The 24526-nt window shown below is 35.5% G+C and carries 24 protein-coding genes, 2 pseudogenes and 2 riboswitches; of the genes and pseudogenes, 8 read left to right on the top strand and 18 right to left on the bottom strand.

What is annotated here, in order from left to right; all coding sequences use genetic code 11:
- Window positions 1-156: 156 nt before the first annotated feature.
- Complete coding sequence (locus tag AB3H90_RS10345) at window positions 157-1047, bottom strand: helix-turn-helix domain-containing protein (protein ID WP_081128522.1); 891 nt, start codon at window positions 1045-1047, stop codon at window positions 157-159.
- Window positions 1048-1346: 299 nt separating this feature from the next.
- Between AB3H90_RS10345 and AB3H90_RS10340 the strand changes: the two genes are divergently transcribed.
- Window positions 1347-2189, top strand: coding sequence for a hypothetical protein (locus AB3H90_RS10340; protein ID WP_096709997.1), 843 nt, complete (start codon window positions 1347-1349; stop codon window positions 2187-2189).
- 13 nt (window positions 2190-2202) lie between these two features.
- A complete protein-coding gene (locus AB3H90_RS10335; protein ID WP_094940096.1) occupies window positions 2203-2634 on the top strand; it encodes a thioredoxin family protein in 432 nt (143 codons plus the stop codon).
- 330 nt (window positions 2635-2964) lie between these two features.
- Here the strand turns inward: AB3H90_RS10335 and AB3H90_RS10330 are convergent, their stop codons facing one another.
- Both AB3H90_RS10330 and mgsA read right to left on the bottom strand, forming a co-directional pair.
- The gene (locus AB3H90_RS10330) at window positions 2965-3501 is read right to left on the bottom strand and encodes a folate family ECF transporter S component (RefSeq protein WP_368016679.1); all 537 of its coding nucleotides are present in this window, start codon (window positions 3499-3501) and stop codon (window positions 2965-2967) included.
- Between the two features lie 37 nt (window positions 3502-3538).
- Window positions 3539-3637: riboswitch (THF riboswitch) on the bottom strand.
- 155 nt (window positions 3638-3792) lie between these two features.
- Window positions 3793-4219 (bottom strand): annotated as a pseudogene (gene mgsA / locus AB3H90_RS10325) (methylglyoxal synthase).
- Between the two features lie 173 nt (window positions 4220-4392).
- Here mgsA and AB3H90_RS10320 point away from each other — a divergent pair.
- Window positions 4393-5502 (top strand): ABC transporter ATP-binding protein, encoded by a 1110-nt coding sequence (locus AB3H90_RS10320; protein ID WP_010720765.1) that lies wholly within the window; start codon window positions 4393-4395, stop codon window positions 5500-5502.
- A 171-nt stretch (window positions 5503-5673) separates the two neighbouring features.
- Here the strand turns inward: AB3H90_RS10320 and AB3H90_RS10315 are convergent, their stop codons facing one another.
- The 6 genes from AB3H90_RS10315 to AB3H90_RS10290 all read right to left on the bottom strand — a co-directional run bounded on the left by AB3H90_RS10315 (window position 5674) and on the right by AB3H90_RS10290 (window position 11498).
- On the bottom strand, window positions 5674-6300 hold the full coding sequence (locus AB3H90_RS10315) for a hypothetical protein (protein ID WP_010720766.1): 627 nt from the start codon (window positions 6298-6300) through the stop codon (window positions 5674-5676).
- Between the two features lie 704 nt (window positions 6301-7004).
- Window positions 7005-7469, bottom strand: coding sequence for a hypothetical protein (locus AB3H90_RS10310; RefSeq protein WP_368016678.1), 465 nt, complete (start codon window positions 7467-7469; stop codon window positions 7005-7007).
- Between the two features lie 328 nt (window positions 7470-7797).
- Entirely contained in the window at window positions 7798-8688 is an 891-nt protein-coding gene (gene rsmA, locus AB3H90_RS10305; protein WP_010737167.1) for a 16S rRNA (adenine(1518)-N(6)/adenine(1519)-N(6))-dimethyltransferase RsmA, read from the bottom strand.
- Window positions 8681-9247, bottom strand: a complete 567-nt coding sequence (rnmV, locus tag AB3H90_RS10300; RefSeq protein WP_010720769.1) for a ribonuclease M5 — start codon at window positions 9245-9247, stop codon at window positions 8681-8683. The genes rsmA and rnmV overlap by 8 nt, the downstream gene beginning before the upstream one ends.
- Window positions 9240-10016 carry a TatD family hydrolase gene (locus tag AB3H90_RS10295; protein ID WP_053766325.1) on the bottom strand — a complete coding sequence of 259 codons (777 nt, stop codon included), beginning with the start codon at window positions 10014-10016 and terminating at the stop codon, window positions 9240-9242. The genes rnmV and AB3H90_RS10295 overlap by 8 nt, the downstream gene beginning before the upstream one ends.
- A gap of 162 nt (window positions 10017-10178) precedes the next feature.
- Window positions 10179-11498, bottom strand: coding sequence for an APC family permease (locus AB3H90_RS10290; protein WP_034700612.1), 1320 nt, complete (start codon window positions 11496-11498; stop codon window positions 10179-10181).
- 172 nt (window positions 11499-11670) lie between these two features.
- Between AB3H90_RS10290 and AB3H90_RS10285 the strand changes: the two genes are divergently transcribed.
- The gene (locus tag AB3H90_RS10285; protein ID WP_368016677.1) at window positions 11671-12258 is read left to right on the top strand and encodes a hypothetical protein; all 588 of its coding nucleotides are present in this window, start codon (window positions 11671-11673) and stop codon (window positions 12256-12258) included.
- A 180-nt stretch (window positions 12259-12438) separates the two neighbouring features.
- On the opposite strand, the gene ribE (AB3H90_RS10280) is transcribed toward AB3H90_RS10285, so the two are convergent.
- From ribE (AB3H90_RS10280) to ribD, 4 genes are read right to left on the bottom strand one after another with little or no spacing between them, the layout of a single operon-like run.
- Window positions 12439-12900, bottom strand: a complete 462-nt coding sequence (gene ribE, locus AB3H90_RS10280; protein ID WP_010720773.1) for a 6,7-dimethyl-8-ribityllumazine synthase — start codon at window positions 12898-12900, stop codon at window positions 12439-12441.
- An 18-nt stretch (window positions 12901-12918) separates the two neighbouring features.
- Complete coding sequence (gene ribA / locus AB3H90_RS10275) at window positions 12919-14094, bottom strand: GTP cyclohydrolase II (protein WP_094940092.1); 1176 nt, start codon at window positions 14092-14094, stop codon at window positions 12919-12921.
- Window positions 14091-14711 carry a riboflavin synthase gene (gene ribE / locus AB3H90_RS10270; RefSeq protein ID WP_053766321.1) on the bottom strand — a complete coding sequence of 207 codons (621 nt, stop codon included), beginning with the start codon at window positions 14709-14711 and terminating at the stop codon, window positions 14091-14093. The genes ribA and ribE (AB3H90_RS10270) overlap by 4 nt, the downstream gene beginning before the upstream one ends.
- Entirely contained in the window at window positions 14696-15769 is a 1074-nt protein-coding gene (gene ribD / locus AB3H90_RS10265; protein ID WP_368016676.1) for a bifunctional diaminohydroxyphosphoribosylaminopyrimidine deaminase/5-amino-6-(5-phosphoribosylamino)uracil reductase RibD, read from the bottom strand. Before ribD ends, ribE (AB3H90_RS10270) begins: the two co-directional genes overlap by 16 nt.
- Window positions 15770-15878: 109 nt before the next feature.
- Window positions 15879-16012, bottom strand: a riboswitch (FMN riboswitch).
- A 344-nt stretch (window positions 16013-16356) separates the two neighbouring features.
- Between ribD and AB3H90_RS10260 the strand changes: the two genes are divergently transcribed.
- The gene (locus AB3H90_RS10260; protein WP_368016675.1) at window positions 16357-16983 is read left to right on the top strand and encodes a helix-turn-helix domain-containing protein; all 627 of its coding nucleotides are present in this window, start codon (window positions 16357-16359) and stop codon (window positions 16981-16983) included.
- 72 nt (window positions 16984-17055) lie between these two features.
- On the opposite strand, the gene AB3H90_RS10255 is transcribed toward AB3H90_RS10260, so the two are convergent.
- The 3 genes and pseudogenes from AB3H90_RS10255 to AB3H90_RS10245 all read right to left on the bottom strand — a co-directional run bounded on the left by AB3H90_RS10255 (window position 17056) and on the right by AB3H90_RS10245 (window position 18980).
- Window positions 17056-17238: a P-loop NTPase fold protein gene (locus tag AB3H90_RS10255; protein ID WP_368016695.1), complete on the bottom strand. Its 183-nt coding sequence runs from the start codon at window positions 17236-17238 to the stop codon at window positions 17056-17058.
- Between the two features lie 293 nt (window positions 17239-17531).
- A pseudogene (locus AB3H90_RS10250) lies at window positions 17532-18374 on the bottom strand (nucleotidyl transferase AbiEii/AbiGii toxin family protein).
- A gap of 12 nt (window positions 18375-18386) precedes the next feature.
- Window positions 18387-18980: a type IV toxin-antitoxin system AbiEi family antitoxin domain-containing protein gene (locus tag AB3H90_RS10245; RefSeq protein WP_368016674.1), complete on the bottom strand. Its 594-nt coding sequence runs from the start codon at window positions 18978-18980 to the stop codon at window positions 18387-18389.
- Between the two features lie 380 nt (window positions 18981-19360).
- Here AB3H90_RS10245 and AB3H90_RS10240 point away from each other — a divergent pair, with 380 nt between their 5' ends.
- Window positions 19361-19528: a hypothetical protein gene (locus AB3H90_RS10240; protein WP_368016673.1), complete on the top strand. Its 168-nt coding sequence runs from the start codon at window positions 19361-19363 to the stop codon at window positions 19526-19528.
- A 23-nt stretch (window positions 19529-19551) separates the two neighbouring features.
- Here the strand turns inward: AB3H90_RS10240 and metG are convergent, their stop codons facing one another.
- Window positions 19552-21561 (bottom strand): methionine--tRNA ligase, encoded by a 2010-nt coding sequence (gene metG / locus AB3H90_RS10235; RefSeq protein WP_010720780.1) that lies wholly within the window; start codon window positions 21559-21561, stop codon window positions 19552-19554.
- A gap of 431 nt (window positions 21562-21992) precedes the next feature.
- Between metG and AB3H90_RS10230 the strand changes: the two genes are divergently transcribed.
- The gene (locus AB3H90_RS10230) at window positions 21993-22271 is read left to right on the top strand and encodes a hypothetical protein (protein WP_010720781.1); all 279 of its coding nucleotides are present in this window, start codon (window positions 21993-21995) and stop codon (window positions 22269-22271) included.
- A 102-nt stretch (window positions 22272-22373) separates the two neighbouring features.
- Complete coding sequence (locus AB3H90_RS10225) at window positions 22374-23195, top strand: NUDIX hydrolase (protein WP_010737158.1); 822 nt, start codon at window positions 22374-22376, stop codon at window positions 23193-23195.
- A gap of 315 nt (window positions 23196-23510) precedes the next feature.
- Here AB3H90_RS10225 and AB3H90_RS10220 read toward each other — a convergent pair whose 3' ends face one another.
- Complete coding sequence (locus AB3H90_RS10220; protein WP_034700625.1) at window positions 23511-24518, bottom strand: RNA-guided endonuclease TnpB family protein; 1008 nt, start codon at window positions 24516-24518, stop codon at window positions 23511-23513.
- Window positions 24519-24526 lie beyond the last annotated feature (8 nt).

Below are 24526 nucleotides of genomic sequence, written 5' to 3'. Positions count from 1 at the left end.
TAAAACATGAACAACGTCTTTGCGACATGACTCACTTTATATGTAAATGGTTATCAAAACTATACTTCTTCATAAAAAAACAAAAGCAAAACATTTCATCCCTAGCTCATCTTTAAATAGCTTAGCTGCCCAAAACTTCCTTACTACCAACGGTTTTTATTCTATAATTGAAGGTAAAAGAGAAAGACCATAAAGTCTCTCATATTTTTTTAAAGCTAAAAGAAACTCCTCTTCAAGTTGAGTTGCACCAATTAACCTAATCCCCATAAAAAAATCTGTTAATTGCTTAGGATTAGCTGTACGCTCGACCAAGCTATTCAGTAGCAAATCGTCAAACCTTTCGTGTACCTCTGTTTTTTGTGGTGTCACTAGTCTACCTCGAACCATCTTTAATTTTTCTAAATATTCTTTTGAATAGCCGCTTTCTTTTCTTTCTAGCATTAAAAGAAAGAGAACATGATACAACGTGCAAAGTGAAGAGAGAAAATTTTCGTTATCACCCATTCTTTCTACTTTCGAAGCTTGCATTTGAATAAATTCTGTTGTAAAAAGAAAAGCCAGTGAAGTAAATGTGACTATTTCAAAACGACCATATTCTGCTACTTTTTCTAGATGGTTCATGATCGCTTTGATATAAACCTTATCATGTAGGGTAAACTTTCTTTCATCATTCGGTAGTAAATGCCATTGATAGCCTTTAGCTATTAGATAATTCCGCTTATCAACAATGCTTTTTGTTTTTTTGATATCTAATTCTAAATTTCTTAATCGGTCGTCAATTGGTAACTTGACATCTTCCAATTGACTAAGTAGCTGATTTAACTTTTGTCTTGGATGATTTCCGTTTATTTTATTTAAATAAAATAAACATTCGTCTAACTCAATGTTCATCTTTTTTAAAAAAGCTAATAAAGGAATCAATGGAATCTGATTTTTACCACTTTCGTATTTTACTAAAGATTCTCTAGAAGTTATTTTATGTGCTAACTCTTTTTGAGATAACCCCCTTTCCTTTCGAAATTTACGTAGTAATTCATGAATTTCCATTCGTCGTTCACTTCCTTTTTTAAATTCAATGTGACTATTGATACCATATAAAATAATTTACTCGTTTTCATTCTATACTATGGATACAAGCAATAAAAGCGCTTTAAATAATAGTAAAGGAGAAAATATCAGGAGATTTGTGAATATAGTTATTTGGTGATTATGTTTTATTCACTAAATTGTTATAAAGTGCTTATTTTTACTGCAAAGTACAAAAAAGAAATGTTATGTAAGAATTCACACGACTAAGAGTAACTATTTTTTACTTAAACTGGATCATCGAAAGGAATTAAAAAAATATGTTAAAAAACAAATTCATTATAAGTCTTATTGCTGTTATAACTCTAGCTTCCTTTATCATTCCTAACTTTTCTATGATTGTCAATGCAGAGATGATTCAAGAGACTGACTATGTGCCAATGACACAAACGATTAGTACCTATTTTGAAAGTAATCCAGTGACGGTTCCTGGTATAAATTCGAAAGAAGCTACATCAATCGTTAAAAATATGGTCATTTTGTCTGAAACAGCAAAAGAAATTAGCTCGAAAGAAAAAAACAAACTAATGGACGTATTTTCATCTAAACTTGACTCTACTATTCAATTACATGTTTCAGAAAAATATTTAACATTGGACAATGCTACAGCGTTACAAATTATAAGTGAAAATGGAGAAAATAAAGATTATTATTCATTGACTGTACCAATCACAAATGAACACTATAATCTATTCAGCAGTGTTACGGTAATCTTTGATATGATGTACAACATTAAGGGAGTCCAAGAATCTTTGATCACTCAATCAGAAAAAGATACTTTCGAGATTAGAACATTTTCCAATGGCGAAGAAATGACTCACCAAATTCTTGAAGATAAATTTATACCAAATAATGAATTGAAAAAACAGTTACAAGAAGTTCAAAGTGAGTTTCTTCATTTGAAGCAAGCCCGTGGAATGGCTGAAAAAGCAGCCTGTCTAGCAATTGTTTTAGGAATAAGCCGTGCAGTTGCTAACATCATTGCCCCTACATGTGCTGCTGCTTGTCTTGCAGTTCCATTAGTATGTGCTGCTTGTATAACAGGTTTTGTCGCTCTTGCTGGTGGTGCCATCGGTGGAGTAGTCGCATGTTTTAAATTATAAACTGGTTGTGTTTATGATAAATATTAATCCAAAAAAATTGATGTGTTTCATTTTAATTATTTTTAGTTTACCTACTATTTTATATGTCTATACTCAAATGGCAACATCTAAAGAAGGTTTATATGAAGTGGATAGTATTTCTTTAGAAAAAATAATGAATGGAAAGGATACTTTATTTGTTTATGTAGGGAGACCTACATGCCCCCAATGTAAAGAATTTGAGCCTATTTTGCGAAAAGTACTAAACAACCAGCACCAATCTATGGGATATTATAATACAGATAACGCTCGTAAAGAGAATGAGGATAAGTTGGAAATAATGGCTGACAGCTTAGGAATTAATTCTATCCCGGCCATAATAAAAATTGTGGATGGGAAAGTTATTGATCGAATAATTGGCCTAAAAAATGAAAAAGCAATCGAGGAGTTTATCCTAAATGGCTAAAAAGAATTGGTACAAAGAATTGTTAAAGATATCACTGTGTATAAATATTATTATGACACTTTTCCCTAATTTTAGATCTGGAAGTGCTGTTTTCTACTTCAATCTTCAAATTGGGCTTGCCTATTACTATCTTTCATTAACAAAGCCCTCTAAAAGTGTCACAGTCCTTTTGACCATCATCAGTAGTATTCTAGGTGGTATGGCCATATATCATCTCTTTCAATCGTTGTTCACTATTTTATAGAAATAAACGTCTCCTTTCTTACAATAAATAAGCAAAAGAAGCAACCTTCTGGGATGGGAAGGTTGCTTCTTTGGTTTCTGAGTTGACTATTTTGCGTGAAGAATCATACTTCTTAAAATCTTTTTGTATGGAATACTACGTCCGACGTAATACATCGCAATGGTTTGAATAGGAATCCAAACGACTGTTTTTAATAACCTTGGTGCCCAGACGATCCAACTAAATAATGGAACATGATACATCATCGCTAGCCACAAAGGGGTCAATAGCAAATTAATGATCAGCGTGACCGAAAGTGTAGCTAATAGCGAATTTTTCCAAGTAATCTCTTTTCGATAAAAAAAGAAACCATAAATTGCTCCTTCAATAAAGGCATTCAAAGTAAAACCAATGAAGAAAGCTGTTTTTGAAAATAACGCCATTCCTACTAAGTCAGCTAATACACCCCCAATTCCAGACCAAAACGGGCCAAATAAAATCCCCATGATCATTTGTGGAATAAATGTGACACTGATCTTCACAAAAGGGGTTTCGATCGATACCAAACGGGATAAAGTGACCATCAAAGCAATCAACAATCCCATGATAGCGATCATGCGTGCGTCTAATCGATTTTTCTTCATTTCTTAGCATCTCCTTTAAGAGCTGCTACATCCTACATGCAGCGAATGCGAAAATAAAACCGCGAACAACTTGTCCTTCGTCAAAGAGGCAACATCCCATCCTCTCAGCACTTAACGCTTTATTTTCTACTCTGTTTATTTTTGGGAAGTCATTCCCAGCAAAACTATAGCATAGATCACACACGACTGTAAATAAAAAAACATACATTCCCGAATAAAAAGTAATTCATGTTCGTGAAAAATCACACATTCAACGAACATAAATGGACGATCAATAGCAAATAACGAATTTTATTCCAGAGACAACGGTCGATTCTCTAACTCATGAACTACAGTACGGAAATCCAGAAAGCCAGCTTCTAGTCCTCGCAACAGTACTTCTGCTGTTCCAATATTAGTTGCTAAAGGAATTTCGTAAACATCCGATAAGCGGATCAGTGCAGTCACATCCGGTTCATGAGGCTGTGCAGCCAACGGATCTCGCAGAAAAATCACGAGGTCTAATTGATTCTTCTGAGATCATTGCACCAATTTGTTGGTCACCACCTAAAGGACCGGATTTAAAGCGATGGACTTTTAAGCCAGTTGCTTCGGTGATTTTACCACCTGTTGTCCCAGTTGCGAATAATTCATGTTTTTCCAGGATTGCCTTATAGGCGGTTGTCAACTTGATCATCAAGGGCTTTTTGCGGTCATGAGCAATTAAAGCAATTTTCATATTGATCATCCTTTCCTCTCTCAACATCTTGTTCCTACTCTATTCTACCTCAAGGTGTAGCATATTGCCCAAAAAGACAATCAATTCTTGTTCAAGTTGCCATTGAGCATAGATAACGCTTTCATTTATACTTAATTCAACATTAAAACTAAACAGAAAGCGTGGAATGAATCATGGTAGAAATGGCACTGAAACATGTATACAAACAATATGACAACGCAGAAAATTATTCCGTAACGGATTTTAACTTAGCAATCGATGATCGTGAATTTATTGTCTTTGTTGGACCTTCTGGTTGTGGAAAATCAACTACATTAAGAATGATTGCTGGGCTAGAAGATATTTCGGAAGGAGAATTAAGCATCGGCGGTAAAGTAATGAACGATGTAGCACCAAAAGATCGTGATATCGCTATGGTATTCCAGAACTATGCGTTATACCCACACATGACTGTATTTGACAATATGGCTTTTGGGTTGAAGTTGAGAAAGTATGACAAAGCAGACATCAAAAAACGGGTAGAAAATGCTGCTGAGATTTTAGGGCTTACTGAATATTTGAAACGTAAACCTGCTGCTCTCTCAGGTGGCCAACGTCAACGGGTTGCTTTAGGACGTGCCATCGTTCGTGACGCAAAAGTTTTCTTGATGGATGAACCATTATCAAACTTAGATGCAAAATTACGGGTAGCGATGCGTGCTGAGATCGCCAAACTCCATCAACGTTTAGAAACAACAACCATCTATGTAACTCACGACCAAACAGAAGCAATGACGATGGCAGATCGTATCGTTATCATGAAAGATGGCTTTATCCAACAGATCGGTACGCCAAAAGAAGTGTATGACACACCAGTCAATATGTTCGTCGCAGGATTTATCGGTTCACCCGCAATGAACTTCTTCAACGTTACTTTAAACAATGGAGTAATCAGTGACGGTCATGGCTTAAAATTAAAAATCCCTGAAGGAAAAAACAAAGTCTTAGTTGAAAAAGGATATGAAGGGAAAGAAGTTGTTTTTGGTATTCGCCCTGAAGATATCCACAGTGAACAAGTGGTGTTAGAAGCACAACCCGAAGCAGTTGTTCATTCAGAAGTTGTTGTATCAGAATTGTTAGGTGCAGAAACCATGCTTTATACCCGAACAGGTACAACTGAATTTATTTCAAAAGTCGATGCACGTGACTTCCATAAACCAGGGGAAATGGTCGACTTAGCATTCAATATCAGCAAAGGACATTTCTTTGACAAATCAACTGAAGAAGTGATCGGATTGCCATAAAAATTAAAAAATCAGCTTTTGATGTAAATTTTGGCAGAAACTATGCCAAAAGCTAGAACTATAAAAAATAAGCCGAAAGTGCTGTGTTCATACACAGCACTTTCGGCTTATTCATTTTAAAGGAGTTATCTCTAGTTAAAGAGGAAAAACTGATTGATAATGGTACTTTTTTCAAGCCATTTTCTTGATTGATTTCGTTGAAGGTGTCTTCTGACTTACTTGCTTAGCTTTAGTGAAAACTGGAATATCAAAGTATTTGCTCAATGTTCCGGCTACAAAATAAGCAATATTGTAATCGACTAAACTATGGATCAACCCACCAATCCCCATTAGGATAAAGACTGTATAAAAATAGCCTTCAGAATAATAAGTTTCTGGCATGTTCCCTACAAAGAAAAAGACACTAACCACTAACATTTCCGCAATCGAATGAATGATACCTATCACAAAATTGAAACTTTGGAAGCGCCAGTTGGCTAAAGTAAATTGGCCATTTTTTAAAACGATTTCTGGTTTCTTTTGCAAATACCAAGAACCAATCACTGCAAAAATCAAATGAGATAATGCACGCAGCGCAATAATTACTGGTGTGGTCAAAAAGAAGCCAAATGTTGTACCCAAAGCAACGGTAATCGCAATTCCTGGTGAAAAAAACATCGCAATAAATATGGGTACATGAGAAGCCAAAGTAAAAGAAGCAGGTGGAATCATGATTTTTGGCATAACCATTGGAATAATAACCCCCATAGCTATCAACAAGGCAGAAATAGTCAGGGATCGTACTGATTTTTTTTTCATTTTTTTCTCTCCTAATGTGTCTTGACACCTTTATGATGTCTTATTTTAACTTTAACAACAAGATGTGTCAAGACACATCAATCAGAAAAATGTTGAATGAGCCTTTTTCATGTATTCAATTATCCGACACCAGATAAAGTAAATTTTGAATGAAGCTTATACAAGAAATATGTTTTAAACTACAGTCTCTGCTAGCTACATCATCTCCTTTTATTTTTGTCTATATAGATGAAAGACAAATACAAAAAAGAAGTACGCTCTATGTACATGTCAACAACAATATTTCCTGGAACCCTATTTAGCCCCAGTATCATTCTAATTCCCTACCCTAAGGTATACACTAAAACAACGAGATACACTGGGCTCACCCTCTTGAAGTATAGTCCATTTTAATGGTTGCTGATTTTAATACAAAAATAAACCCGTCCACCCTCACTGAAGTTTATGACAGGTTTATTTTTGGTTGTTTTACTTCAATCAAAAAAATTTTTTTCTTTTTTATAAGGATAGCTCCACCAAAACAACAGTATAAACACGATAAAAAAAATTACTTTTAGATAGGCAGGAACATCCCTGAAATAAACTCTTACTGTTTTTCCAAAATCATCATGAATGAATAATCTAATGAAATTAGATACACAAAAAAATAGTGTCAGTCCCCAAAAAATCAATCTCTTTGTTCCTTTCATTTTCTTACACTCATCCTATAAGAAAATGAAGCTAGCAGTCTTAACAGTCCAATGAGCTGCGGTTCTATTCCACCCATGATTCACTAACCAATTTTCTGCACCTTGTTCTAAATTATCTTGCCATTCGAATAAGTAATTAGTAACATCACTTACCGTTTTTTCACCTGTTTTAGCTACTAACCATTTGACAATCTTTTTAATGACGGCAATTTTCCAGCGAGGAGTTGGTTGTCTATCGGACTCGTATTTTTCTTTTAATATTTGTAATTGCTCCACTTGGGATAAGTGAGCACCGGATACTAATCGTTCAAATTCTGCTTTCTTTTCATTTGATAAATCGTTGTAGTATTTATCAAATTCGTTTGTGGCGGTAAAGTTCGTAGCTTTTTCTGAAGCAAATACATTGGTAACAGGGGCAATTGATCCGCCAACGGTAATCAATGTTAACCCCAAAACAATCGATTGGTTCATTTTGTTCATTAACTCACCCTTCTTTCTCCTTAGTAATCAAAATCAGTTCTAAAAATTCATCGTGTTCATTTATGATTATAGTATCGTTTTATTCTAAAAAAATTTATTTTCATAAGAAACTATTTTTCGGTCTAAACCGTTAGCCATTCTTAAATACATGAACGATTATGATCTTAAACTGAGATTACAGGAATCGGGTTACAGTAGTCATTTACTTATTTTTCAATTAGTGATGACCATCCAACTCATTTTATTGGACTTAGATAAACAAAACGCCTAAAAGCTAGCATGCTAGACTTTTAGGCGTTTTGCTTTCTTTATTGAATTAGATTAGAACTTAGTTTTTCTCGCTCAGCTCTTCCATTGCATTACTTAATGCAGCAAATTCGGCTAATGAGAGAGTTTCTCCACGACGTTTAGGATCGATGTTAGCTTTTTCTAAACTAGTCGTTAACCAAGCTTTCGTTGCTTCATCTTTGCCATATGAAGATTGTAAGTTATTCCATAATGTTTTTCTTCGTTGCTGAAACGCTGCTTTTGTCAATCGGAAAAATGCCTTTTCATCAGTAACCGCTACAGCTGGTTGCTTTCTTCTGGTTAGTTTCAAGATAGCTGAATCGACATTCGGTTGTGGAACAAAAACAGTCTTAGGTACGATGAAAGCAACAGATGCTTCCATAAAATACTGTACAGCGATTGATAATGAGCCATATGCTTTTGTACCAGGCTTAGCAGAAATACGGTCAGCGACTTCTTTTTGCATCATCACAACCATTTCTTCTACTTGCAGATCTGATTCTAAAAAATGCATCATGATCGGTGTCGTAATATAATAAGGTAAATTTGCAACAACTTTGATCGGTAAAGCTTGTTCAAAATAGGTTGTTGCTGCCTGATCTAAATTGGTTTTTAAAATATCTTGATGAACAACAGTCACATTAGGATAAGGAGCTAACGTATCTTTTAACACAGGAATCAAGCGATCATCGATTTCAAAGGCAACGACTTGATTGGCATTACGTGCTAGTTGTTCCGTCAACGCTCCAATACCTGGACCAACTTCGATGACATTTGTTTGTTGATCGATTTCGCCAGTTTCCACGATTTTTCTTAAGATATTTGGCTCTGTCAAAAAATTTTGACCTAAACTTTTTTTAAATGAAAATCCATGTTTCAATAAGATTTCTTTTGTTCTAGAAGGTGTCGCAATATCACGCTGTTCACTCATGTTGTTCCTCCACTTTTTTCATTGCTTGGGCAAATTCCTCTGGTGTGATTCGAAACATTTTCAAACGCTTCTCCAGTTGTTTCCCATTGGTATAACCAATTCTTAATTCGTCCCCTAGTTTTTCACGTTTTTCTTTTGCTTGCGCTCCCGCTATTAAACCATGAGAAATCAACACTTGTCTAGTAATTTCCGTTTCGTCTTCCTCAAAAGATGGGGTGATTACTTTTTTCAATGCTTCTAAGATGGCCTCATCACTAGCATGTTCAACGCCAAGACTTCCTTGTTTTTTGGGACGTGCTTGTTGACGAGGTAAGAAAGCATGTTTTGCCTGAGGAACGACTTCCATGATCGTCTTGCGGATTTTCTCACCCGAAAAATCAGGATCAGTAAAAATGATTACACCACGTGTTTCCTGCGCATGTTCAATCTGCATGAGTATTTCATCATTGATCGCTGAACCAATCGTTTCGATCGTGTCGACGTCGACTACTTCTTGGAGTCTTCTAGTATCGTCTTTTCCCTCAACGACTACAATTTCTTGGATTTTTAATTTAGTCATTTTCAGCGATCCTAAATAGACGATGAGCATTTTTCCAAGTTTGGAGCGCCACTTCTTCTACCGGAAGATTACGTAATTCGGCAATTTTTTCAACTGTATAACGGGTATAACCTGGCTCGTTTCGTTTCCCACGATAAGGTACTGGAGCTAAGTAAGGCGCATCCGTTTCTACTAGCAATCGATCGAGTGGAACATGAGTGGCTGCTTCTTGAACATCTTGCGCTTTTTTGAAAGTCACGACCCCACTAAATGAAATGTGCATTCCTAAATCAAGAAATCGTTTGGCCCATTCAAAATCGCCACTAAAACTGTGCATGATTCCACCAATATCACGAATATCTTCTTCTTTTAAAATTTGATAAGTATCTGCTAACGCTTCTCTGGTATGGATACTGATCGGCAGATTCATTTCTTTCGCAATCGCAATTTGTCTACGAAAAACTTCAGCTTGCACTTCTTTCGGATCTTCCATCCAGTAATAATCTAAGCCGATTTCACCTAACGCTACCACTTTTGGCATCGTTAATTGCTCTTGTAATTTTTTCTCAATGTCTTTAGTATAACTTCCTGCTTCAGTAGGATGCCAACCAATAATACTATATATGTTTGAATAATCGTGACTAAGCTGTAATGATTTTTCGATCGTTGGGGTATCGAAACCTACTACCGCCATTTTTGTCACGCCCAACTCTTTGGCCCGTTCAATAGTTTCAGGAATATCATCATTAAATTGTTCCGCATTCAAATGGGTATGAGAATCAAATATCATTTTTTATCGCTCCTTTTCTTCATTACTTTAGCATATAAGTGGCTATGGCAGAAGTAGGAAAGACAAAAATCAGGTCAAATTTATTGAAATGCAAATTTCTAGTTGTAAATAAAAGGACTTAAGCAAGTTTCCTCTCTTAAGTCCTTTTACATGACTATTAAATTAACGCGCTTCTTGTTTTTTCTTGTAATAATACACTGGGATACCTAGTAATGTGACAACGATCCCGATCATTGCCAAAGCTGTTTGAGTAAATAAAGTCATCCCTAAAATAAAGACAGCGCCAAAGATTGCAATCAATGGAATCACTGGATACAAAGGTACTTTGTATGGTCTTGGTAAGTCTGGTTGTTTTTTTCTTAAAACAAATACACCGATAAATATCAATAAGCTAAACAGCCACATAACAAAAATTAGCATATCAGTTAAAAAGTCGAATGAACCTAAACTCATCATAATGCACGCAATCACTAATTGAAAAAGTGCTGGAACATATGGCACTGTGAATTTTTTTGATAATTTCGTTAACTGTTTACTAAAAGGTAACTCACCTTCCAAAGCCATCGCATAAGGAATACGGATTCCGGTCAACGTGTACCCATTCAGTGCCCCATAAACAGAAATCAAGATACCGATCGTCACGATCTTTCCACCGATATTTCCAAAAATAACCGCTGATGCATCAGATGCTGCATTAAGGTTACCTGCAATCTGATCAATTGGCAGAGTTTTTAAGAAAACAAAGTTGATCAATAAGTAAACCACTGTTACAAAACTTAACCCTAAAATAATTGCTTTAGGTAAATCTTTTTCGGGACGTTTCATTTCCCCCGCCATTGCGCCGACACCAAGCCAGCCATCATAAGCGAATAAAGTTGCTAGTAAAGCACTACTTAAGCCTTCTGCAAAAGACACATCTTTCCCTGCTTCGAATGGGAATAGTTGGATCGTTCCACTACCTGGTGTCAACAGTCCCCAAATAACGATGACAGCTAATGGAATCAATTTGATAATCAGTGTCGCAGACTGGACAGTCGTACCCACTTTTGTTCCTAGTAAATTCAAACCAGTAACAGAAATAGCAGTAATAATCGCAATTAATAGAAGATAATCCGTAGATATTTGTAATAAGTTCGTCATTTGTGTCGCAAAAATAATCGAAAGCGCCGCAATATTCGCTGGAAAATAAATCAAGCTTTGGGACCAACCCAGTAAAAAGCTCGGTAATTTTCCATAAGCGGCTTCAATATATTTGACTGCACCACCCGTTTCTGGGATTGCAGTTGCCAACTCAGCTACCGTTAGACCAGCACAGATCGTTAAAAATCCTCCTAATAGCCATGCCAATAAGGTCAAACTAGTCGATTGTGTACTTGCCGTAACAGCCGCTGTTTTAAAGAAAACTCCTGCCCCAATTACAGTTCCCATAACAGTTGCTAATGCGCCAAATAAGTTGATCTCTCGTTTTAACTTGCCTTTCATTCACATTCCCCTTTTCCCCGCAGTTTTTAATATAATTTTCAGTATAACGGAGAATATTTTGTTTTACCATCATTTTTTTCAGTAAATTTATTGAAAGATACCACCTTAGACCTATGAATCCTCCATTCACCTCAATTATAATTAATGTAGGTTAGATAAAGGAGGACCAATTATGGAATTTAATCGTTCTTACCCAAAACTGGCATCTTTCCTAAAGGATCATTTTGCCATTTCCAGAAAATCACCACAACAATCACTTTGGCATTGGTTCACGCTGATTTTGTTCGGGACATTTATTCTTGCTACTTTCACTCAACAGTTGCTTTTGTTGTTTAGCTTGATTCTGTTAGTTGCACTGATCAAAGGTCCCGGAATGATTCTATGGGGAGCCATTTATGCTTTTTTAATCAGCCTTTTCCCTCCTCTAGGTATCATTTTATCTGCGCTTTTCTTTCTATTGAATCTCAGTACTTTCACCAAAAATTGGCGAGTCACTTTAGTTGCTGGTTTCTTTTATTTTTACCCTGCAATGATCATATCGTTAAGGACGCTCTCACAGCTCGATAATCCTTGGTTCCTTTATAGTAGTTTATTCGTTGGATTAGTGCTACTCCATTTGATGTTGCAAAAACTTTACCAACGCTATGGGATTGGCCGAACGATTTTTTGGTACATTGTATCGGTACCTTTTACTCTTTTAAGTTTCTTGTTACCAACTCGTTTAAAAGAGCGATTCAAAAAAATACCCTCAAAAAAATAGTGTCAATTTGTATAGCGACCACCTAAAGTTAGATTTTTTGCTCTAACTTTAGGTGGTCGCTTTAATGTATCTATTCCAGGCAAAACATACTAAGATTAATATTTACGTTTGTTACATTTAGTAAACTGATGGGATGCTATTTACACAGTAAACTCATCATACTCTAAAAAATAGGAATTCTTAAATTTGTTGTGAAAGAGAAATCATCTCAATTAACCCTTGCGCAGCTTCACTGCCTTTATTCCCTGCTTTCGTCCCTGCTCGTTCAATTGCTTGTTCAATGGATTCCGTGGTTAATACCCCGAACATCACTGGAATATTGGACTCCAGGTTAATATGTGCGACTCCTTTGGCTACCTCATTGGAAACCAATTCATAATGAGTAGTTGCACCTCTGATAACTGTCCCCAACGTAATCAACCCATCGTAACTGTCCTTTTTGCTGAGCTTTTTGGTAATAAAAGGAATTTCAAAAGCTCCTGGTACCCAATAAATATCAATTTGTTCTTCTTTCACACCGTGCCTTTTTAAATTATCCAATGCTCCTTGTAATAATTTTTGATTGATAAATTCATTAAAACGCGCGACTACAATTCCGATTCGAAGATCCTTTGGAGAATAATTTCCTTCAAAAATTGTCATTTTCTTGCTCCTTTATTTTTATACTGATAAGTAATGGTGAAACTTATCTTTTTTTGTTTTTAAATAGGCTTGGTTTTCCTTTTTCGGAACGGTTTCAATTGGTACCCTATCGACAATCGTAATTCCATCTTGTTGTAACTCTATTACTTTATCGGGATTGTTTGTAAGTAAACGAATGGACGTTACACCAATTGATTTTAAAATTTCTGCTGCAAAGTGATAATCCCGTTCATCCGGAGCAAAGCCCAATTCAGTATTTGCTTCATAAGTATCCAATCCTTTTTCCTGCAATTGATACGCTTTTAACTTATTCCTCAATCCGATTCCGCGACCTTCTTGACGAAGATAAAGAATAGCTCCAGTCCCCTCTTCCTCGATCATTCTCATCGCTTCATGTAACTGTTCCCCACAATCGCAACGCTGAGACCCGAAGACATCACCAGTTAGACATTCCGAATGAACTCGGACTAATGTAGGAAACTGACTATTTTGAATATCTCCCTTTGTTAACAATAGATGCTCCCGTTTTTCTTCGTCTTCATAAATAGTCAATTTGAAATCACCATAATCTGTTGGTAAATTTACGGTTATATGACTATTTTCTTCTAAATAATTTACCAACTCATCAATCGTAATTAAGGGTAATTGCCATTCTTCAGATAAACGGGTCAGATCTTTCATTCTTGCCATCGTTCCATCTTCTTTCAGAATCTCACAAATATAAGCAGCCTCTACACTATTAGCTAATTTGGCTAAATCAATTGCAGCTTCGGTGTGTCCTCGACGTATAAGCGTTCCGCCATCTACACTAATCAAAGGAAAAATATGTCCTGGTCTAAGAAAATCACTTGATTTCGAATGAGGATCAGCCAATGCTTTAATAGAAGTAGCTCGATCAAATACTGAAATACCAGTCTTCGTATGTTTATGATCCACACTAATCGTAAAAGCTGTACCAAACGCATCAGTATTATGAGTTGTCATTTCTCCTAAAGATAAGCGTTGCGCAATGTCATTAGAAATCGGCACACAGATTAATCCTCGACCAAATTTGGTCATGAAATTTACTGCCTCAGGTGTCACATATTCGGCTAAACCAACCAAATCTCCTTCTGATTCTCTATCTTCATCATCAGCTACAATGATTAATCCGCCCTTTTTCAAGGTCTTTATTGCTTCAGTAATATTCCTCATAATAAGTCCTTCTCCTTGTACATCTCAAATTTATTTCTCTGTGCCTTTACATATTTCCCAACGATATCCGTTTCTATATTCACAAGATGTCCTACACCTAAATTCCCCAGATTTGTTAAGGATTTAGAATGTGGAATCAGGCTAACAGAAAAGCTTGCTGTTGTTGTTTCCGTAACCGTTAAACTTACTCCATTAATTGCAATTGATCCTTGCGGAATGATTTCACCTGCATATTTGGTTGGATAAGCAAACGTCAAAATTAATGCGTTTTGATTCTCTATTTTCTTGATCAACCTTGTAACAGTATCAATATGTCCCGAAACAAAATGTCCTTCAAAGCGTTGTGTCATCAAAACTGCTCGTTCTAGATTTACCCTCTCTCCAACTTTTACGGTGGAGAAAGTAGTCCGTTTAAAAGTTTCAGGCATTATTTCAGCTTTAAAAAATGTGCTTGAAACCTCAATAGCAGTTAAACACACGCCATTGACTGCCATGCTATCTCCAATTTTGTAATCACTTAGTATACTGTTTGAAGCTTGGAAAGTGAGTTGGATCATTTGTTGGTTTCGTCTAATTTCTTTGACTTTTCCTTGCTCGGCGATTAATCCTGTGAACATTGCTTTCGTTTCCCCCTAACTCGAATGTCTTTTCCAAGCTGTTCAACTTCCAAAAATACTAATTGTTGTTCTTTAGAAACTAAACGTTCACTATGAAAGGACATCGGACTTTTTCCACCAAAAAGTTTGGGCGCAATATAACTGATGACTTCATCCCAGAGATTTTCTGCTAAAAAAGCATCATGAATTTTCGCTCCACCTTCTATATACAGCGACTGAACACCTCTTTTTCTCATGGTCTCAATAAAGAAGGTAAAAGAAAACTTAGGCGTATAAAAAATAGTTACATGGGGAAACAGTTCCTTTAGCTTAGGGTTTTCCGTAAATATCCAGACTGGATTTGTTGTCGTTTGAAAAAGATTGAGTTTAGGATTTTTAAGAATCCGCCCTCTACGATCCAAAACAATGCGCACTGGTGGAAAGTTAGTTACGATATCAGGCAACAAAATAGGGTTATCAACTAGAACGGTTTCGCTTCCCACTACGATTCCTTGATATTCTCCTCGCTCTTTCCGTACTCTTGAGATTGCCTCTGTACCTGTTATTGAGTACCGCGAACCTTCCTTTAAAGAAATCTTTCCATCTAGTGTAATAGCTTGTTTTAATGTGATATAGGGACGATCCCTTTCAAAAAAATGGTTATAAAAAGGGTTCAGTGCTCTACATTTCTCTTCTTCTACACCTACAATTACTTTGATCCTATGATTTTGTAAAAATTCTTTCCCTTTTCCTGCTACTAAAGGATTTGGGTCAAGCTGACCTATGACTACCGTTGAGATACCAGACTGAATAATAGCTTGCGTACAAGGCGGCTGTTTCCCTTGGTGGTTACAAGGTTCTAAGGTAACATATAGAGTTGAATTAAACAGTTCTTCGGGGGAATCACAATTTTGAATAGCATTTACTTCAGCGTGGGACTCGCCATATTGTAAATGGGCACCTAGTGAGAGTAGCTTTCCTTCTTTTACAATCGCTGCTCCAACTAATGGATTGGTAAAGGTATTTCCCTTTCCTTTTTTTGCCTCTTCAATCGCAGCCATCATGAAAGACTGGTGCATATCAATTCCCCCTTTCAACAAAAAAAGCCCTGCGAAATTAATCACAGGGCATAACTAAATAAACCTAAAGATAATCGATTTTAATACAAATAAAACCGATCTTCAGTCGATTTTTCTTCTCCCATCCAGACTTTAACTGTCGGTGCCAGATTCTCACTGGCTCAACCACAAAAATGTGGGTCACGGACTTCGAGTAAACTCGTCACCGTCGGTCGGGAATTACACCCTGCCCCGAAGAAATATTCAATTCGTTTAGAGTATATTCTTAAAACTTAATGGTGTCAACCTAAAAAATAGAGAGAAAATGGCGTATGGACGTCCTCGTTTATTTAATGCTAATCATATGATTAGAACAAGTATTACATATTTATAAAATAGTCTCCTAAAAATTGATTCATTTTACCTAAATATCAGCTTTGTTATTTTACGTCTTTTGAAATCGTTTACAAAAACTTAGTTATCTCGATTGTATGAAGTCACAATCTGTGACATCATGATAATAGTCATATTCCACAATTTCTGACTAATTGTACCTCTTTTTATGTTTAACTATAATTAAAAAGGAAAAAGAAATATAGGAGGTTTTTATGGAATTTGGAAAACTGTTAAAACAAGAAAGGAAGAAAATGAATTTGACCCAAGCGGATTTGGCTGAACAGTTAAATGTAAGTCGTTCAGCGATTTCAAATTGGGAAATTGGTAGAAATTATCCCGATATTCAAACAATTATTGATATATCTAATGTTTTAGGTGTATCTCTTGATTATCTTTTGAATGAAGATCAAAAAATAATGGAAGCTGTGGATAATGATTTAACAAAGAAAAAAAAGATAAAAAAGATCTCTGTTATTTTGGCTGGATTACTATTAGTGGCTATTGGGACTATCATTTTTCTTTTATATCAAAAAAAACCTACGATAAGTTTTGTTAAGGATGTTCTTCCAAAAAATTCTGAAATTTCCACCTTAAAGAAACATGAAATAAAGGAAGTTTTTCTTGAAGACCATCAATTAAAAATTATTTTACATATCACAGGAAATGAAGCTGGGTATTATGTAGAAAGTGGTGCTGACGAAATGACAGTTAGCCTCTATATAACAAAAAATAAATCTTTGAAATCAAATAAACTTATCCCATACGATGGAGTGTTTACTATCGATTTAATCGAATACCCTCGCTTAAAAAATATTTATATCGCTTATTCTCCTAATTAATTTATTATTAATTTCGTCAGTTTAAAATCAAGTTAATAAGTCCTAATTTTGATAAATACTGTCAATAGTCATTCAAAAATGTCGGTGTGTCCAAAACGACATTCTTGAATGACTATCGGCAATCTCATCTTTCAACTCCCACAATTTTAAAAATATAAAATTTTTTTCTTCTGCTTGATTGCTTACCCTATTTAAACATTCAGTTTTTCCAGATCCCCAAGTTCCATTTAAAAAAAATGTCTTTTTTTCTTTAATTAATTTTGAAAAAATTTTTACTGCTTCTGTAGTATCAATTCTTTCTAACTCTATTTGCTTTATGACAATCCCCTCCTAAGAAATAAATTTCCCAAGTGTATCTTTTTTAATATATTTCAGTTCATTAGAATTATATATAGTAAAAATAGTTTGCGATTCACATAGCTGCCAAATAAGAATTTAGCACAATTTGGTACTAATACTAACTAGCAATTTATTTCCTATTGCTCAACTTAGTTATGGTACTATACGTTCTAAAGTTACATTATTTATCAGCTTAATCTCTTCGTTTCTCAATTTTCAATTTTAATCATGCTTTTCATTAGGTGCTCAATTTCGTTGACTGTATCTGTAAATGAAATGGATTTCGCAAACGTGTTAACTGAACGATATTTTTCCCACTGTTCTTCCAAGTAGTCATTTCCTCTGATCTTTTCCATTTCTCTTTCATAATAAAAAGACAAAGATTCGGTATCTCCACGTTTTGTGAATGTATTTCGAACACTTTTATATAACTCTTTCGTATCAATATTTTCTAATTTTGGTATGGTAAATAAGTCCTAGTAATCTTTTACTCTCGAATTATCTGTACCAAAGCTGAACGTAGCACTTAGCTTTTCTGCAATAATTTGTTCTGTTGGATAAGCTGGAATCTCCACTTTTTTATCTTCAAACATTAATTGGTGATAGTGTGTATCTACTTCAGGATAAATAGAATCTCCTGTTGTCACGTCCATTTTAAACGGCACACGCACTTTCTCTAAATTAGCCACCAATTTAATTTGAAATCCAGGATAAAAATCGGCTTCTCTTGTTTCCTTCATTCCTTGAATAGAGAAAACAATACCTTCTTTCGTGGGCTTCCTAATCAAATCATTAAAAATATTCTTCAATTTTTCTTCAGTTAATTTGCTATTTCTAAATGTCGTGTCGATATCAATTGTTGTCCTTCTATCGATTCCATATTTTGATCCTAATAAAAAGCCACCTTTCAAAATGAAGTCATTTTTGTACTTTGATTCAGAAATTTGTTCAATTAAACGATCCATCATAAAATGCCGTTGTACTAACTGTGCATTTAGCCCTGTACTCTTTGCTAAATTTCTGGTTTTTGATGCAAATTGTGTCGGTGTCATCTTTTCCCTCCATTAATATAAGCTTTGCATGTGGTATTTCATTTCTTTTTCTACATGTAGTTTTGTCATATAATCTCTTAATTTGCTCGGATCTCTCAATGGCTCTTCCATGTACTCTTTTAATGCTGCTAATTTCATTTCGTATTCAATTTCATATCTCGGATTCCAAATATCACAAAGTGTACGCTCTTTATCATACATAGTAATAGGATTCCCTTGGAAGGAAGTTCCCTCTACTTTTCCTAGCTCATAAACTTCTTTCTTCACGAAATGAAATTGTAACTGCTGCTCTTTTGTAATTGAACGATCAACATTGTATCCATGGGGAAAAGTTAAATGAATGAATTTCGGCATATTCGTAGAAAGCTGGTAAATATCTAAAGTCGTTTCATGAGAAAAGATTCCCCTGGAAAATCGTTGCTGAAGCCAAAATAAATCATCTATTCCATGACCATCCTCTACATAATAACCACGATCAACTTTGATCAATTTTCCTTTATTCACCAATCTTTGTACAGTAGTTGCTGCGATTCCAAATTTTCTGGCTTCCTTCATAGATAAATTTCCATCGCGAATAGCCAACAATTCTTTCAATTTATCTTGCATTTACTTACCTCTTCTTTCGTTACAAATACACTACTTTAATTATATCATGGTAGTTTAATTGTAACAAGATGAACTTTGATGTCGATGAAATTCGCCAACATCTTTTTTATGATGTAAAAGGGTAAAAAAGACACCTGGAATCCTTTAGAATTAATTTGACGAATCAATTCATAGGAGGATTCAAAATGTCTTATACTCAGCTTATCGAAGGATTTTAAATATTCTAAACCTAACTATCTATTCCGAGGAAAATGATTTAAACAAAAAAATATAATGGCAAATTTAATTGATTGGCAAAGATACTCTTCAATACACGCCCGAAGAATATCCACATTGTTATTTGTCGTCTCCTCTAGGATCATTTATTAGAAGGACAATTATTGCGACGATTTATGATTCGTCCTATTAAAACCAACCAAATAAAAAAGACAGAAAGAAGTATTTCTTCTTTCTGTCCAAATTATTCTAAGATTATTCTTTACCAACATCATTTGACTGCACTACTTTTTATGATGATTGGCTCACCATTCACGCTTACTGATTATTGACCTAAATCATATGGATGTTCATCTTACCCAATTTCTGAACCATTTGGCATTGATTTTGGCGCTTCGACTACTTGTAACGTGCCATCGGGTGCTTCTGCAGAAAGAATCATCCCTTGACTGATTTGTCCACGCATCTTACGTGGTTTCAAATTCGCTACGATCACTAGTTTTTTGCCGATCAATTCACTTGGATCAGGATAAAATTCAGCGATACCTGATAAAATTTGACGGTCTTGGTTATCTCCCGCATCTAAACGGAATTGCAATAGCTTATCTGCTCCTTCAACTTTTTGACAGTTGATGACTTCAGCTACTTTTAATTCCACTTTTTCAAATACATCAAATTTGATTTGTTTGTCTTTAGTTGAAACAAGCTCAGTTTCTTCGGGGTCCCATTTCACTGATTCTTCATTCGTTTGGGTTCCTTCAGACATTTTCGCTTGGATATAGCTGATTTCTTCTTCCATGTCCAACCGTGGGAAAATTGGTGTACCTTTAGCAACCACTTTTGTTCCAGAAGGAAATTCGCCAAAGTGCAAGCCTTGAAGATTCATCGTTTCTGGGTCTAGTCCTAATTGATTAAAGATTTTAATTGGCGTTTCTGTCATGATCGGTTGCAATAAGATCGCAGTGATCCGTAATGATTCTGCTAGATGGATCATTACACTCGCTAATTCTTTTTTCTTGTCCTCGTCTTTGACTAAAACCCATGGCTCTGTTTCATCGATATATTTATTTGCACGAGAAATCAAGACCCAAATTTCAGCTAATGCCGTATTGAACTCCATTTTTTCCATCGCATCATGATATCGTCCGACGACATTTGCAGCTGTTGTTGATAATTCACTATCAAAAGGCGTCACTAAAGAAGCATAGTCAGGAACGATCCCATCACAATATTTATTGATCATTGCAACGGTACGATTCAATAGGTTTCCAAGATCGTTCGCCAAGTCATAGTTGACCCGAGAAACAAAATCTTCTGGTGTAAATACGCCATCTGAACCAAATGGAACAGCACGAAGTAAATAGTAACGTAACGCATCGAGACCATAACGTTCAACTAGCATCTCTGGATAAACCACGTTTCCTTTTGACTTAGACATTTTTCCGTCTTTCATCAACAACCAACCGTGACCAAAGACTTTTTTCGGTAACGGTAAATCTAATGCCATCAACATGATTGGCCAATAGATCGTATGGAAACGGACAATTTCTTTTCCAACCATATGGACATCTGCCGGCCAATATTTTTGGAATAAGCTATCATCATCAGAACCGTAACCTAATGCAGTAATATAGTTGGATAACGCATCGATCCAAACATAAACGACATGTTTAGGGTCGTCTTTCACAGGGATCCCCCAACTAAATGTCGTTCTGGAAACAGCAAGATCTTCTAACCCTGGTTTGATAAAGTTATTGATCATTTCTTTCTTACGAGATTCTGGTTGGATAAATTCAGGATGCTCTTGGTAATACTCTAAAAGACGATCAGCATATTTGCTCATACGGAAGAAATAAGATTCTTCTTTGACTAATTCGACTTCATGCCCACTTGGAGCTTTCCCACCGATTACATTTCCTTCTTCGTCTTTATAAACTTCTGCTAATTGTGTTTCAGTGAAAAATTCTTCATCCGAAACAGAATACCAGCCTTCATATTCGCCAAGATAAATATCGCCTTGTTCAACTAGACGATCAAAGATTTTTTGAACAGCCGCTTTATGATAATCATCCGTTGTTCGAATGAATTTGTCATAACTGATATCCAGCGTTTTCCAAAGTTTTTTCACATCCGCAGCCATCTTATCGACATAGGCTTGTGGTTCAACACCTAATTCTGCTGCTTTTTTTTCTATTTTTTGACCGTGTTCATCCACCCCAGTTAGATAAAACACATCAAAGCCCATCAATCGCTTATAACGTGCAACTGCATCACAGGCAATCGTTGTATACGAATTACCAATATGCAGTTTGCCACTTGGATAATAGATTGGCGTCGTAATATAAAAAGTTTCCTTTTCTGCCATGGGGCTCTTCCTCCTTTATCGCATGATGCGAATTCATTTCCTTGCTAGTATACCATAAATCAAAAAGACTGCGACGATTTTTTCGCTACCCTCTAACAAATGCCTTTCCTCTTTATTATTTTCCTAGTAAAACATGCTATAATAATTAATAGTGTGTGAGAAGAAACCTAGGAATCAGTAAGTTTCGTTTTTAGTAAGCAGCATGTTTACATGTAGGTTATCTCTCACAATGTCACGGAATCTTGTAGCAGTTCCGTTGTTTTATTTTGACGAAACATAGCTTCGACTTAATAGCTGCTTATAGGAAGAATACATCGTTCTCCCTTCTAAATAAACCTTTTTATAACAACCCAAAAGCAAGTGGATCTGAAATAGGTTGTTTATGTTTACGACTAATAGACAGTTCATTGTCCAAGAAAGGCTGAAATTTTATGCAAAAAAAACATCTTTATTTTACAATCAGTATTGCACTGCTTTCAGTGTTACACTGGCTGTTCAGCTATTTTTATATACGATTATATGGTTATTTTAACCTCCAAGGAAGCTTGAATCAGTTTCTTTTATTTACCCAAGTTTTTCGTTTTGTTCTCAATTTTTATATCATTTTTTGTGGGTATGTAACGCTTCGTGAAGAAAATAGAAAACTGTTACTGATCTATTTACTTTTCTTCTTGTTCAATTTACTCCTACCGTTTTTATTCCCTATCTAAGTATAGAAGTCTTTCTCCAAGGAAAACTTTGGTTTTTTTTTGGAGTCTGCTAAAATAAGATAAAAGTATATTTAAACAAGAACGTCATCAGGAGGTTAAAAGATGAAACAATTTGCTTCTAAAGAAGAGGAAAAGTTATATTATGAACATGAAGCAAGTGAAGCTGATTTTCTTGACTGGTATCAAAAGCAAGAACGCCCAGAATATGACAAACCTTCTTTGACTGTTGATATCGTGTTGATGTGTTACAACAAGGAAGAAGATCAGTTAAAAATTTTACTGATCCAAAGAAAAGGGCATCCCTACCGAAATTCATGGGCTTTACCAGGTGGTTTTGTCCAAAAGAATGAATCCACTGGTGAAAGTGTCTTACGTGAAACCAAAGAGGAAACGGGTGTCGTGATTTCTCAGGAAAATATTGAGCAGCTACACACCTTCAGCACACCGAACCGAGACCCTCGAGGCTGGGTCGTGACTGTCAGTTACTTGGCTTTTATTGGTGAAGAACCGTTGATTGCTGGTGACGATGCAGAAGAAGTCCGATGGTTTACCTTGACACGCCAAGGAAACAAAATCCATCTAACGAGTGATGAAGTTGCTATTTCTTTAGATTTACTGACAAGTGAATCTTCTGGCAAAGATACTTTAGCATTTGACCATAGTGAGATCATTACGAAAGCATTTAATCGAGTGACAAATAAAATGGAACATGAACCACAAGTCTTACAAGTATTAGGTAAAGATTTTACGATCACAGAAGCCCGAAAAGTATTTGCAAAATTTTTAGGGATCGATTTTAAAATGATTGATCATTCAAATTTCAAAAAAGCGATGCTGCAATATTTTGATGAAATTGGTGAACGACCAGTAGGAATTGGTCGTCCATCCAAGATTTATCAGTTGAAGCCTGGAAACTATGAATAAGGTGAAGATTTCAGAAAGCTGAAATACCAAAGATTTTTATTCGATTTTTCTGCAATCAGCAAATACCTGATCAGTCACCCATTAATGACCATCTGATGGATAAATACTTCTCATAAATAAATAAGCCGAAGAATTACACAAAAGCAATGCTTTTGGTATTCTTCGGCTTATTTTAGAGGTTAGCCAGAAAGGTCATTACCTCCTTGTTTGGTTTATCATAATTAGTGAGCTTTTCTTGAGAAGAAAATTCCTAGAAACAAAAACAGCAAGTGTTTTTTATCAACAAGGCGATCCCTAGCGCTCCTACCAGTTCATTTATTCAAAAATCACTTGTTTCCCGATTTTTTCTAGTTCTAGACTTTTTTTAATCACTAAAGGATCGGTTTGTTCATTCATATTGATCAAAATCAACGTTTTATTATACCAGTTTGCTTTATACCTCAGCTTAGTCACTAATTTATACCAATCTTGAAGTGAGAAGTCTGACAAGAAAGTTTCATTAGGGACAGCTTCTACAAACAAATAGTCATAATAACGAATCAATTTGCCAGATAACTGTTCCAAATAATTTTCTTTTTGAAATTTTTGTTTTAAATAAAGATCCATTACTTTACGCTTTTGTTTTTGATAGTTCTTCGATCGTTCCAAACGAGCTTTTCGTTTCTGAGCTGCCCGTCCCTTAATCCCTAATTTTCTCTTAGCCAGCTGCATTTCTTTTTCAGTTTTTTTCAACAACGGTAATGGTACATCAACTGGAGAGGATGTCTCGATTAGTTTTTGCGGATCATAAGCCACACCAATCCAACGACGAGACTCTGTTATTTCTTTCGCTGAAACCTCACAGAGTAAAGAAACATAAAAAGCTTCATTATAACGTGAGGAGATCGTCGCTGAACGAATCTCTCCTTCGATTGGTCGATGGAGGTTTACCTGAATGAGTTCTTTCTGTTTTGGCAGTTTTAGATACTTATCTTTCAAATAAATTGTGCCTTTTTGATTATTTGTTGTATAAGACTGCCACATACTTTTTTTATTTTTCAATTTTGGAAAGCTGGCACGTTTTTTAAAATAATTACGAAACGCACGATCTAGATTTAGTTGTGCATTCGCAAGCGCTAAGCTGTCTGCTTTTTTTAAAAAATCATATTGCTTTTTTAAAGAAGCAGGAGTCAGTGTATAATCGATGACACCTGTTTTAGCGTAGCTTTCCTGACGGGCTTTTAGTAAGTGGTTATACGTAAAACGAACACAGCCAAAATTTTGAACAAACCATTGCTTTTGTGAAGCCGTGGGATAAATTCGGAATTTAAAGGCTTTTAGCATCAGCACTT

The organism is Enterococcus sp. C63 (genome assembly GCF_040887215.1).
Classification (GTDB): domain Bacteria; phylum Bacillota; class Bacilli; order Lactobacillales; family Enterococcaceae; genus Enterococcus_B; species Enterococcus_B hirae.
Note: the sequence above shows the minus strand (reverse complement) of the source record. Positions and strands in the feature narration are given on the sequence as shown.

What these genes read in the sequence shown, in the direction of transcription:
- AB3H90_RS10330 (WP_368016679.1), bottom strand. Translation starts at nt 3,501, where the DNA reads ATGAAGAAAAATCGATTAGACGCACGCATGATCGCTATCATGGGATTG.
- metG (WP_010720780.1), bottom strand. Translation starts at nt 21,561, where the DNA reads ATGGCAGAAAAGGAAACTTTTTATATTACGACGCCAATCTATTATCCA.
- AB3H90_RS10285 (WP_368016677.1), top strand. Translation starts at nt 11,671, where the DNA reads ATGGAATTTAATCGTTCTTACCCAAAACTGGCATCTTTCCTAAAGGAT.
- AB3H90_RS10310 (WP_368016678.1), bottom strand. Translation starts at nt 7,469, where the DNA reads ATGAACAAAATGAACCAATCGATTGTTTTGGGGTTAACATTGATTACC.
- rnmV (WP_010720769.1), bottom strand. Translation starts at nt 9,247, where the DNA reads ATGACTAAATTAAAAATCCAAGAAATTGTAGTCGTTGAGGGAAAAGAC.
- AB3H90_RS10290 (WP_034700612.1), bottom strand. Translation starts at nt 11,498, where the DNA reads ATGAAAGGCAAGTTAAAACGAGAGATCAACTTATTTGGCGCATTAGCA.
- AB3H90_RS10320 (WP_010720765.1), top strand. Translation starts at nt 4,393, where the DNA reads ATGGTAGAAATGGCACTGAAACATGTATACAAACAATATGACAACGCA.
- rsmA (WP_010737167.1), bottom strand. Translation starts at nt 8,688, where the DNA reads ATGAGTGAACAGCGTGATATTGCGACACCTTCTAGAACAAAAGAAATC.
- ribE (WP_053766321.1), bottom strand. Translation starts at nt 14,711, where the DNA reads ATGTTCACAGGATTAATCGCCGAGCAAGGAAAAGTCAAAGAAATTAGA.
- AB3H90_RS10245 (WP_368016674.1), bottom strand. Translation starts at nt 18,980, where the DNA reads ATGCAAGATAAATTGAAAGAATTGTTGGCTATTCGCGATGGAAATTTA.
- AB3H90_RS10345 (WP_081128522.1), bottom strand. Translation starts at nt 1,047, where the DNA reads ATGGAAATTCATGAATTACTACGTAAATTTCGAAAGGAAAGGGGGTTA.
- AB3H90_RS10220 (WP_034700625.1), bottom strand. Translation starts at nt 24,518, where the DNA reads ATGCTAAAAGCCTTTAAATTCCGAATTTATCCCACGGCTTCACAAAAG.
- AB3H90_RS10230 (WP_010720781.1), top strand. Translation starts at nt 21,993, where the DNA reads ATGCAAAAAAAACATCTTTATTTTACAATCAGTATTGCACTGCTTTCA.
- AB3H90_RS10340 (WP_096709997.1), top strand. Translation starts at nt 1,347, where the DNA reads ATGTTAAAAAACAAATTCATTATAAGTCTTATTGCTGTTATAACTCTA.
- AB3H90_RS10335 (WP_094940096.1), top strand. Translation starts at nt 2,203, where the DNA reads ATGATAAATATTAATCCAAAAAAATTGATGTGTTTCATTTTAATTATT.
- AB3H90_RS10225 (WP_010737158.1), top strand. Translation starts at nt 22,374, where the DNA reads ATGAAACAATTTGCTTCTAAAGAAGAGGAAAAGTTATATTATGAACAT.
- AB3H90_RS10295 (WP_053766325.1), bottom strand. Translation starts at nt 10,016, where the DNA reads ATGATATTTGATTCTCATACCCATTTGAATGCGGAACAATTTAATGAT.
- ribD (WP_368016676.1), bottom strand. Translation starts at nt 15,769, where the DNA reads ATGCACCAGTCTTTCATGATGGCTGCGATTGAAGAGGCAAAAAAAGGA.
- ribE (WP_010720773.1), bottom strand. Translation starts at nt 12,900, where the DNA reads ATGACAATTTTTGAAGGAAATTATTCTCCAAAGGATCTTCGAATCGGA.
- AB3H90_RS10315 (WP_010720766.1), bottom strand. Translation starts at nt 6,300, where the DNA reads ATGAAAAAAAAATCAGTACGATCCCTGACTATTTCTGCCTTGTTGATA.
- ribA (WP_094940092.1), bottom strand. Translation starts at nt 14,094, where the DNA reads ATGAGGAATATTACTGAAGCAATAAAGACCTTGAAAAAGGGCGGATTA.
- AB3H90_RS10260 (WP_368016675.1), top strand. Translation starts at nt 16,357, where the DNA reads ATGGAATTTGGAAAACTGTTAAAACAAGAAAGGAAGAAAATGAATTTG.